General features: G+C 71.5%; 9 protein-coding genes and 1 pseudogene. 3 read left to right on the top strand and 7 right to left on the bottom strand.

Annotation, left to right across the window (positions count from 1 at the left end):
* Positions 1 to 449, top strand: a 449-nt coding sequence (locus tag ACFVHO_RS40245; protein WP_385725503.1) for a peptidase inhibitor family I36 protein, incomplete at its 5' end; no start/stop codon positions are given.
* On the opposite strand, the gene ACFVHO_RS40240 is transcribed toward ACFVHO_RS40245, so the two are convergent.
* The 7 genes and pseudogenes from ACFVHO_RS40240 to ACFVHO_RS40210 all read right to left on the bottom strand — a co-directional run bounded on the left by ACFVHO_RS40240 (position 418) and on the right by ACFVHO_RS40210 (position 8,831).
* Complete coding sequence (locus ACFVHO_RS40240; RefSeq protein ID WP_385725504.1) at positions 418 to 573, bottom strand: hypothetical protein; 156 nt, start codon at positions 571 to 573, stop codon at positions 418 to 420. The genes ACFVHO_RS40245 and ACFVHO_RS40240 overlap by 32 nt on opposite strands.
* A 334-nt stretch (positions 574 to 907) precedes the next feature.
* A pseudogene (locus ACFVHO_RS40235) lies at positions 908 to 1,363 on the bottom strand (AraC family transcriptional regulator); the annotation flags it as partial.
* Between the two features lie 219 nt (positions 1,364 to 1,582).
* Complete coding sequence (locus tag ACFVHO_RS40230) at positions 1,583 to 2,818, bottom strand: cytochrome P450 (protein ID WP_385725502.1); 1,236 nt, start codon at positions 2,816 to 2,818, stop codon at positions 1,583 to 1,585.
* 65 nt (positions 2,819 to 2,883) lie between these two features.
* On the bottom strand, positions 2,884 to 3,771 hold the full coding sequence (locus tag ACFVHO_RS40225; RefSeq protein ID WP_385725501.1) for an SAM-dependent methyltransferase: 888 nt from the start codon (positions 3,769 to 3,771) through the stop codon (positions 2,884 to 2,886).
* Positions 3,772 to 3,823: 52 nt separating this feature from the next.
* Entirely contained in the window at positions 3,824 to 6,166 is a 2,343-nt protein-coding gene (locus ACFVHO_RS40220; RefSeq protein WP_385725500.1) for a hypothetical protein, read from the bottom strand.
* Positions 6,167 to 6,192: 26 nt separating this feature from the next.
* Positions 6,193 to 7,617, bottom strand: a complete 1,425-nt coding sequence (locus tag ACFVHO_RS40215; RefSeq protein ID WP_385725499.1) for a family 2B encapsulin nanocompartment shell protein — start codon at positions 7,615 to 7,617, stop codon at positions 6,193 to 6,195.
* A 491-nt stretch (positions 7,618 to 8,108) separates the two neighbouring features.
* The gene (locus ACFVHO_RS40210) at positions 8,109 to 8,831 is read right to left on the bottom strand and encodes a GntR family transcriptional regulator (protein WP_385725498.1); all 723 of its coding nucleotides are present in this window, start codon (positions 8,829 to 8,831) and stop codon (positions 8,109 to 8,111) included.
* Between the two features lie 154 nt (positions 8,832 to 8,985).
* Here ACFVHO_RS40210 and ACFVHO_RS40205 point away from each other — a divergent pair, with 154 nt between their 5' ends.
* Both ACFVHO_RS40205 and ACFVHO_RS40200 read left to right on the top strand, forming a co-directional pair.
* Positions 8,986 to 9,519, top strand: coding sequence for a YbhB/YbcL family Raf kinase inhibitor-like protein (locus ACFVHO_RS40205; RefSeq protein ID WP_385725497.1), 534 nt, complete (start codon positions 8,986 to 8,988; stop codon positions 9,517 to 9,519).
* Between the two features lie 8 nt (positions 9,520 to 9,527).
* Positions 9,528 to 10,220 (top strand): metal-dependent transcriptional regulator, encoded by a 693-nt coding sequence (locus ACFVHO_RS40200; protein ID WP_385725496.1) that lies wholly within the window; start codon positions 9,528 to 9,530, stop codon positions 10,218 to 10,220.
* Positions 10,221 to 10,267 lie beyond the last annotated feature (47 nt).

Here is a 10,267-nt window from a genome sequence, read left to right as displayed (position 1 = left end):
CCGTGACCAGCACGGCGAGCGCGCAGGGGACCCGTGCCGACGAGACTCCTGGCGCGCGGGCGCCAGGGATCACTCAGCCGGGAACCGCCCCTGCCTCCGGCACCCTTGAACCCGTCACGTTCAAGGGACCGGACGCGGCCATCAAGGCGTGGGACTACTGCCAGCACGGGCAGGCGTGTCTGTTCCAGCACAGCAACGGCGTTCCCGATACCAACGGGGGCTTCTCGACGTACATCGTTCCGGCCTGCGACCGCGTCTACAACCTCGCTCGGGGCATCGACGGCAAGACGTCCGCGGTGTGGAACCGGGCGGGAAGCACGCTGTACGTGTACGACTCCAAGAACGCGCGCGACCTGATCGCCACGTTCCCCAAGTACGGGCCCCCGATCAACCTCGCCCCGCAGCACAACGACAGGATCACCTCCGTGTACGCGCCCTGCGGCGGCTGACGGGCTTACGGGGCGACGCCGGGCCCAGGAACCGGTGACGCCACTCGCCGGGCGGTGTCCCGTACGCGGCCAGGAAGGCGCGGCTGAACGCGGGCGGGCTGTGAAAGCCCCATCTGGCGGCTATCGAGTACAGGGGGGGTGCCGCGCAGGCCTGGGTTCTCCAGGTCTGCGCGGCAGCGTTCCAGGCGCCGGTGGTGGATCGTGGCCGCCACGGTCCGCTCCCGCGTCCGGAAGAGGGTGTGGAGCGTACGCACGGAGATGTGGTGCCGGGCGGCGAGCGCGCGGGGAGTCAGGGCGGGGTCGGCCAGATGGTCGTCGATGAACGCGTCGATGCGGGCAAGGAGCATCCTGGTGCGGGCCTCGGGCGGGAGGCGGTCGTGGGCGTTGAGGCGGTCGGCGAGGAAGGCCACGGCCAGCTCCCACAGGGCCGGGCCGAGCCGCACCCGCTGCTGGTCGGTCAGGGCGGGCGCCTCCTCGACCACGTGCCGCACGAACCGTGCGAAGACGGCGGCCGTGCCCCGGTCCGTCGCGGTGGCGCTCGCCAGGAGCTGGTCCGTCCTGGAGTCGGAGAAAGGTAGTTCGGCCCTCGGCAAGTGCACCATGATGGCGCGAAACGTGCCGTCGCCCTCCGCGTGCAGGCCGCGCGCGTCGAAGGGGCGCGAGGTGTTCCACATGCTCAGGTCACCGACGCTCATCCTGGCCTCGTTGCGCTCCTGGGCGATCCACATGTCGCCGCCCGCGTTGAGCGTCAGCTCGTACACCTCGGGGTCGGATCTCCTGATCAGCGCGGGTGTCCGCTCGGATCTGATCGCGGGGAAGGACAGCGTGGTCACCTGGACGGCGCCCAGCCCTATGGCTCCCGCTCCCGCGGTGAAGTCGCCCCTGTGCTCGGTGGTGATCCGGGTGGGTGCCACGTCCTGGCTGATCAGTTCGCACCACCACTCGAACCGCTCGTCGGGCGGCACACAACTGCTGTGGAGCGCCGAGAAACTCACTGGTCCTCCCCCTGGACACCACCGGTCACCACACGCGCGAGCCCCAGTCTCCTCCCGGCACGGAGCCGCAGGGATCAGTTCTGGCCCCTTGTCAGTTCTGACCCTTGGGCGGTGACCCGATGTGTTCCCGTGTCCCGCTCACCGCGGGGGGAACCGCGTCAGCGTGACCGGCAGCTCCGCAAGGCTGCGGAAGAGGAACGTGGAGCGCCAGTTCAACGCGTCCTCGGGGACCGCCTGCACGATGTCGTCGAAGGCGTTCAACAGCTCGCTCAGGGCCACTTCGCCCTCGATGCGGGCCAGGGCCGCCCCCAGGCAGTAGTGGATGCCTTGCCCGAAGCCGAGGTGGTGTCCGATGTCCGGGCGGTGCGGGTCGAAGCGGTCCGGGTCGGTGAAGCGGTCCGGGTCCCGGTTGGCACCGGCCACACAGGCGTAGATGACCTCGCCCGCATCGATGCGGACCCCGCCGTAGGAGACGTGCTCGCGTGCCACGAGGGTCGGCACGCGCTCGATCGGCGACTCGTAGCGCAGCACTTCTTCGACGGCCTTGGGGAGCAGCGTCCCGTCGGCGCGCGCCTTGTGTGCCTGGCCGGGTGAGTTGAGCAGGATGTGGATGCCGTTGCCGATGAGGTTGACGGTGTTGGCGTAGCCCGCCACCAGCATCAGCAAGGTCATGGACAGCAGCTCGTCCTCGGTCAACGAGCCGTCCTGTGCGCTGTGGGCGTCGATCAGCGAACTCAGCAGGTCCTCGCCGGGCCGTCGGCGCTTCGCGGCGACCAGATCGGTGAAGTAGCGCTCCAGGTCGGCCACATGGCCGGTGAGGTGCTCGGCGGGGGTGCCCGCGGGCGGCGCGAAGACCCTCAGGACACAGCCGTGGAACGCCTCCCGCTCGATCAGGCCGTCCACGCCGAGCAGCTCACAGATGACGCGGAAGGGCAGCGGCAGCGCGTACCCGGAGATCAGGTCGGTGGGGGTCCCGGTCGGCAGGGCGGCGATCAGTTCCCGGGCGATGGCGGTCACCCGGAGCCGGACGCGCTCCATCCGCCGGGGTGTGAACGCCCTCGACACCAGGCGGCGCAGCCGCGTGTGGTCGGGCGGGTCGAGGGAGAGGAGATTGGCGCTGAGCCTCGACTGCGCGTACGGGTCGGGCACCCCGTGGCCGATGAGGTCGCTGTTCTTGCTCAACCGCTCGTCGGACAGCGCCCGGACGACATCGGCGTAGCGCGTCAGGAGCCAGCCGTGGCCACCCCGGGACAGCGGGATGCGGTGGGCAGGGCTGTGCTCCCGCAGCCAGGCGTACGTCGGATAGGGGTCGGCGGGGAAATGCGGGTCGTCGACCATCGGGGGGCGCGACGAGGGGGCGGGCGAGGAGCTCATGGCAGCCTCCGCAGGTAGGGGTGGGGGCCGGTGGCGTCCGCCGCGGTGGTGGAGGACCGGTGGTGTCAGCCGTGGTAGCGGAAGAACAGCAGGCGCGTCTGCGCGGCCCGGTCGCGCCAGGCCCGGAAGAAGCGTCCGTGGGCCACGGCGGAGTCGATGAGCCGCCGCTCGGGCAGCGCCCACTGGTTCGTCGCGTAGCCGTGGTCCAGCTCGGAGGCCGTCCACGCCATGCTCTGGACCCAGAACTCCACGACCCGGTCGGTGATCTCCGTGTCGCGTTCCAGCGTGAACCCGCAGGCCTCGGCGACCTCTTCGTACTCCCGTACGCTCCCGGTGTTCGTCGCGTAGTAGCCGTTGATGATGCCGTCCCACTCGTCGCGCACGACGAAGTGGTCCTCCAGGGCGAACCAGCCGCCCGGCTTGAGCACCTTCGCGGTGGCCGGGAAGACGCGTCGGCGGTCCATGTGGCAGACGCTCTCGAAGGCGACCGCGGCGTCGTGGCGTACGGGAATGTCCATGTGGTGCGCGTCCATGAGCAGCGGGGTCACCAGGTGCGATACGCCGGCGCTGCTCGCGAGTCCCTTGATGACCGGCACGTGCTCGGGCATGTTGGTCACCGCGGTGACCTCGGACCCCAGGCGCTGCGCCCAGTAGAGCGCCCCGCCGCCGAGGCCGCAGCCGACGTCGAGGATGCGTCGCGGCGCCGCCTGGTCCGCGCCCCACTCCTCGGCGGCGAAGTCGAGCATGCTCTCCTGCGCGTCGATGAGCCGCTTGCGGAGCGTCTCCCTCGGGACGGAGGTGTTGATCCGGGCGTCGGCCGGGAACAGGCCGACGTGGAAGTGGACGCGCGGGCCCGGACCGTACTTGTACATGACGTCGGGCATCTTCTTCGCGTAGTAGGCGAAGACCTCGCCGGGGTCGGCCGTTTCCTCAACGGATGATGGAGAGGACATGGTTCCTCCTGGTCCCCCTTTCGGGATGTGCCTCAACCTCGCGGGATGTTCCTCAACGCGGAGCGACGGCGGCGGCCCCTGGCGCGGACGCGATGTCGGGGTGTGCGCGGCGTGACTCGGTGGTCGTCGCATAGCGGCCGGACTCGTCCACCCAGCGCTGCAGTCCCGCCATCACCTGCTTGAGACCCAGCACGAACTCGGCGACCACGCCTCTGCTGTCCTCGTCCGTCCCGCGCTCGTCGAACAGCTCCGTGAGCGGGCCGTCGGCCAGGGTCTGGAACTGCCGGACGCGGCTGTCCGCCAGATGGCCTGCGACCTCTGCGGCCGCCACCGGATCGCTCCACCCCATGAAGTGCTGGACGACCGTGACGATGTTGTTGACGGCTCCCTCGGCCACCACCTCCTTGGCGTAGGAGGCCGCGTCGTTGTTCACGAAGAGGACGTCGCAGACGATGTCGCCGAGAGTCGCGAGGGGTTCCACGCCCCAGAGATCCGCGGGGACCTCCCGGCCGAGACAGAACTCGGTCTTGTCGATGTGGACGATCAGGCCGCTGGAACCGCGACGCATCTCCAAGTAGTCGGTCGGGTCGGGGACCCGGCCCTGAATGGTGTTGGCGGCCTGCCACAGCAGGCCGTCCAGAAACCGGGTGAGGCTGCGTCGCCAGCGGTGGCGCTGTGCGTCCGACAGTTCGGCGAGCAGACGCCGCCAGATGTCCGCGAGCCCGCGCTCCGGGGGCGTGACCGGAATCGGCATGCCCTCCCCCGACGCGGGCATGAAGGACTTCAGGCGGTCGACGAACACCTTCGCGCCGAACGGGTCCTTGCGGTTCTTGAACCTCTCGTCGATGTAATCGCCGACGTACGTGCCCCAGACGGCGCAGTCGCTCACGATCGCGAGGCGCGGCCTCGACGCCGTCGGGAACTCGTACGCGGAGGGCGCCGCGAAGTCCGCCGCCGCGAAGGACGCCTCGTCGTAGAGCGCGTAGTGCCCGAACAGCTCCGGAACGGCGCCCCGGCGGGGGCGCATCATCCCCATGTCGCGCGCCCACTCCTTGACGTGGTCGCGTACGTCGTCGAGGTACGGGTTGGGTGCACCGGACTCGAAGGGCACGTGGAAGACGGGCAGGTCGGGCGGTGGTCCGGCGGCGGACGCGGGGCCCGCCGGGGGCGGTGTGCGGGAATCGACGAGTGCCGCGGCCCAGCGTGCGGCGGCGGCGCCGAGTCCGGCGGGGCCGCCGGGCGGGCGCTCGCCCGGTCGGGCCGCCCCGCCCGCCACGGCGCCCGGCGCCGCGTCCGGCTGCCGGGTCAGCCATGCGTGGAAGCCCGCCTGCCAGTCCCGCAGACCGCTTGTGTGGCGCAGGACGGACGTCCGTTCCCCGAGGACCAGGGCGTACTCGCCGAAGAGCGGCGGCAGCTCGGTCCGCGTGGTGTGCTCGAACTGCCGCAGCCGTGACGTCAGTTGGTTGTTCGCCGTGTCGAGGGCCCGCTGCGGCTCGCACTTCAGGAAGTGCCGGGCCACCTCGACGCCGTTGCTCAGGCGCTCCGCCGCCCGGCGCCCGTCGAGGAAGGCGACGATGTCCGCGCGCAGGCCCGTCGCGTCGGCGAAGGTGTCCTCCGCGACACACAGCGGCCGCGTGCCCACGATCCGGCCGGGCAGCTCGAACGCCGTGACGTGCTCGACGAGGCGCGCCGCCCACGGGCCGCCGCCCGCACCCCGGCGGGTCGCCACGTAGTCGATGGGGTTGGGCACTTGCCCGGTGTCGAGGACCCGCAGCTCCCAGAGGGCCCCTTCGAGCAGGCCGGTGACGCTCTCGGCCAGCCGTGCCCGCCAGGCCTCTCCGTGGCCCGCGACGGTGCGGGACCACAGGTCGGCCAGGCCTCGCTCCACCGGATCGTCCGCCGCGGCGGCTTCATGGGCCGGAGCCGCCCCGCCCTCGCCCCCGGCAGCCGTTACGACGTCCCGCAGCCCGGCGGCGTACGCCCGTGCGCCGCCGGTGTTCCGGCCGAGCAGGAAGTCCGCGGCGAACCGGTCCGCGTGGAAGTACCGCCAGACGTACCAGTCCGCGAGGAGGTCGAGTTGGGGAGCCGACGCGTCCGGGTGCGCGAGTGCCGCGAGGAGCGCGTAGTCCGCCGCGTCGAAGACCCGCTCGTCCCAGAGCGTCACCCCCTCCGCCGGAGCCCGGTGCGCCCCGTCGCCGTCCCGCCCGTCACCGTCCCGCTCGGCGCCATCCCGCTCGGCGGACCCCCTCGGCCCGGGCCGCAGCATCCCCATGTCCGCGGCCCAGGCCCGGCAGTGGACGCGCGCCCGCGCCACGTGCGGATTGAGTCGCGGCGGGCCCAGCGGATGGAACTCCGGCGCCTCGAGGCGCGCGCCGCTCCCTGTGCGATCGTCCATCGCTCTCTCCGAACCTCGGCAGGCGGTCAGTCGCGGCGGGCGACCTCGACGTTCTCCAGCACGCCGAGCGCGTCCGGCACCAGGACGGCAGCCGAGTAGTAGACGCTGACGAGGTACTTGATGACGGCCTTGTCGTTGATGCCCATGAACCGCACGGAGAGCCCGGGCTCGTACTCGTCGGGGATGCCCGTCTGATGCAGCCCGACGACCCCTTGGTCCTCCTCGCCGGTGCGCATCGCGATGATGGAGCTGGTGCCCGCGTCGGTGACGGGGATCTTGTTGCAGGGCAGCAGCGGCACCCCGCGCCAGGCGGCCACCGAGCGCCCCTGCAGCTCGACGTTGGTCGGGTAGACGCCGCGCCGGCTGCACTCGCGGAAGAAGGCGGCGATGGCGCGCGGGTGGGCGAGGAGCACCTTGGTGCGGCGGCGCCGCGACAGGAGTTCGTCGAGGTCGTCCGGGGTGGGCGGGCCGGTCAGGGTGCTGAGGCGCTGGTCGTACTCGGCGTTGTGCAGCAGCCCGAACGCGCGGCTGTTGACCATCTCGTGTTCCTGGCGCTCGCGCAACGCCTGGACGGTCAGGCGCAGTTGCTGCTCGGTCTGGTCCATCGGCTGGTTGTAGAGGTCGGCGACACGGGTGTGGATGCTCAGGATGGTCTGCGCCACGCTCAACTCGTACTCGCGTGGACTGAGTTCGTAGTCGACGAAGGTTCCCGGCAGGTCCGGTTCGCCCGCGTGCCCCGCCGCGAGCAAGATGTCCGCCTCGCCCTTGCGGTTCTGTGGCTGCGCGGCGTTCGAGCGGAAGGCGTCGACCTGGGCCCGTAACGCCTCGGAGCGTTCCAGAAGCCCGGCGAAGGCCTGCCGGGGCAGCGCGAGCAGAGTGACGGCCGTGGCCGCCTTCACGGTGTACTGCCAGGTGCTCTCCGCCTCCAGGAGCGCCTCGTCCCCGAAGTGGTCGCCGTCCGCGAGCACGCCGAGCACCAACTCCGCGTCGCCGTACGGCCCTTCGCTGACCTTGTTGAGCTTCCCGTGGGCGACGACGTAGACCTGGTCGACGGACGACCCCTGCTCGGCGACCACCTCCCCCTGCTCGACGTCCCGCTGGGTGAAACGCCCGGCCAGCTCGCCGAGCAGCTCACGGTCGTCGAAGCCGTGCAGGAGCGGCAGTTCGACCAGGCTCGGGGGCACCAGACGCGCCTCCGCGCCCGTCTGCACGAAACTCAGCCGACCACGCCCCGCGGCATAGCTGAGCCGACGGTTGACCCGGTAGGTGCCGGCCGAGACCTGCGCCCAGGGCAGCACGCGCAACAGCCAGCGCGAGGTGATGCTCTGCATCTGGGGTGGCGTCTTCGTGGTCGTCGCCAGGTTCCTGGCCGCCGCCGTCCCCAGCGCGGTCTGCGGGACTTCCTGCCGGGACTCGCTCTCCGAGCCCGTCTGACCTGCGTCTATCGACATGGGGCCCTCCCCTATCAGTGGGCTGAGCTGTCGAGCGCACGCTAGCGACGGAGCGCGAGGCGGATCCAGGGGATTTCAAGAGAAAGCATGTGATGACGAGCTAGATCATGATTTTCGCGCCAGAAACCCCTTATGCCCCATGAAGCTTCCCCTCTCCCCGCTTCGGCGTGCGGTCCGAGGCGGTGCTCACCCGCGGGGCAAAGCGGTCCGGCATGACCCCATCTGCATATCCACATCGAACAGTCCGGGCAGCCGGCCGAGCGGCGAAGGGGTGCGAAGGAGCCGCCCTCGGCAGCCGCACCACCACCGGAGTTCTCGCGCCTGACCGCGCGAACCATTGGCCAACGCCCTCCGCGTAGCTGGACGGATGGCCGCGGGCGGGCAGTTCGGGCGGCGGCGGGAATTCGACCGGTTTCCTGCCGGTCACCCCTGTTGCCCACCGGCCTGCCGGTCACCTCCGTTGCCCCCGGGAGACGTGATGCCCGAGCGCCTCAGGGACTCAGTGCGGTCGCCGTCTGCGTGAGGTGCCGGGCCAGGATCTCGGCCGCCGCGTCGGCGTCGCGGGCGAGCGCGGCCTCCTCCAGGCGGCGGTGTTCGCTGAGACCGTCCCGGTCGGGATCGCGGTACGCCGACCAGCGGCGGGCCAGTTCGCTCGCGGTCCACATGCGGTCGAAGGTGTCGAGGAGGACGGGGTTGCCGCAGCCTTCGAGCAGGGTGCGGTGGAAGACGCGGTGGGCCTCGGACCAGGCGCTGCTGTAGTACTCGCCCTCCCCCGGTTCATACGCCGGGGTGCGGGCCAGGCGGTGGTGGGCGGCGCGCACGCGGGCCTCCCAGTCGACGTCGCCGCGCTCGACGGACATGCGCAGGACGACCGGTTCGACGGTCCGGCGGGCCTCGGCGATCTCCTGCCAGCGGCGGTCGGAGAAGGCCGGGACGGCGAAGCCCCGGTTGTGCAGACGGTCGGCCAGGCCCTCGCCGACCAGCCGCACGAGCGCCTCGCGCACGACGGCCAGGCTCACACCCTGCCCCTTGGCCAGGTCCTGCGGCTTGAGGGCGTCACCCGGGGCGAAGTCGCCGCGCATGATCGCGTCCCGGAGCTGTGCGTGGACCTGCTCGGAGAGCATCTGCTTCCCCGAGGGCTTCCCGGACTGCTTTCCCAGCCGCCCTCCGGGCTGCTTTCCCGGCGGGGGTGAGGTGTGGGCCGTCTCCGTCATGGCGTCATCATAGACGATCCCGTTGATAATCGATTATCCGTGTTATCGTCGATTCATCGGCGACGAGAGACGGCGGCAGTGCCACGGCTCTGGGCCACGAGCCCTCCGCCCCCCTCGTCGCCACCCCGCAGCACGGCCTGAAAGGAACGACGCGATGAACGCCAACAACCCCTTCGCCCGCCTCCCCGAGGCGGCCTCCTTCACCGTGACGAGCGCCAACGTCACCGACGGCGCCGCCTGGTCGCCCGAGCAGCTCTCCGCAGGCGTCCCCGGCGGCAAGGACGTCTCCCCGCAGCTGTCGTGGAGCGGCGCCCCGGAAGGCACGAAGAGCTACGCGGTCACGGTCTACGACCCCGACGCCCCCACCGGGTCCGGGTTCTGGCATTGGGCGGTCGCCGACATCCCCGCCACCGTCACGGAGCTGCCGGAGGGCGCGGGCGACGACACCGGCTCGGGCCTGCCCGAGGGTGCCTTCCAGCTGCCCAACGACGCCCGCATGGCTCGCTACATCGGCGCCGCCCCGCCCGCCGGACACGGCCCGCACCGCTACTTCGTCGTGGTGCACGCCCTCGCCGTCGAGTCCATCGGCGTCCCCGCGGAGGCCACCCCGGCCTTCCTCGGCTTCACCATCGCCGGTCACATACTCGGCCGCGCGGTCCTGACCGCCACCGCCGAGACCTCCGCCTGACGTACGGCATGACCCGACTCATCGACGCCACGGAGAGGTACCTCCGCACCGTCCTGGAACTGGAGGAGGAAGGCGTGACCCCGATGCGGGCCCGCATCGCCGAGCGCCTGGACCAGAGCGGCCCCACGGTCAGCCAGACCGTGGCCCGCATGGCACGTGACGGACTGCTGCGCGTCGCGGCCGACCGGCGCCTCGAACTGACGGAGGAGGGGCGGCGGATCGCCACGCGCGTGATGCGCAAGCACCGGCTCGCGGAGTGCCTGCTCGTCGACGTGATCGGGCTGGAGTGGGAGCAGGTCCACGCCGAGGCCTGCCGCTGGGAGCATGTGATGAGCGAGGCCGTCGAGCGCCGCGTCCTGCGGTTGCTGCGGCACCCGACACAGTCGCCCTACGGCAATCCGATCCCGGGCCTCGAGGAACTCGGCGAGCAGAGCGACACGGGGCCGGGCCCCGACGAGGGCATGGTCAGCCTCAGCGACCTCGCACCCGGCCCCGACGGCGCGCGTGCGGTCGTACGGCGGATCAGGGAACTCGTCCAGACCGACCCGCAGTTGATGGACACCCTGTGGCGTGCGGGGGTGCGGCCCGGCGCCGTCGTGAGCGTGACGTCGGCACCCGGTGGGGTCCTTGTCGGCAGCGGCGGTGCGGCCGCCGAACTCCCCACGCGCACGGCCGCGCACGTCTTCGTGACGGAGCGCTGAGCCCGGCCGGGCGCCGAAGCGAGCACACACGGGGATGGCCCTCGACC

Source organism: Streptomyces sp. NPDC127108, assembly GCF_042677545.1.
GTDB lineage: Bacteria > Actinomycetota > Actinomycetes > Streptomycetales > Streptomycetaceae > Streptomyces.
This window is presented reverse-complemented; position numbering and strand designations above follow the sequence as displayed.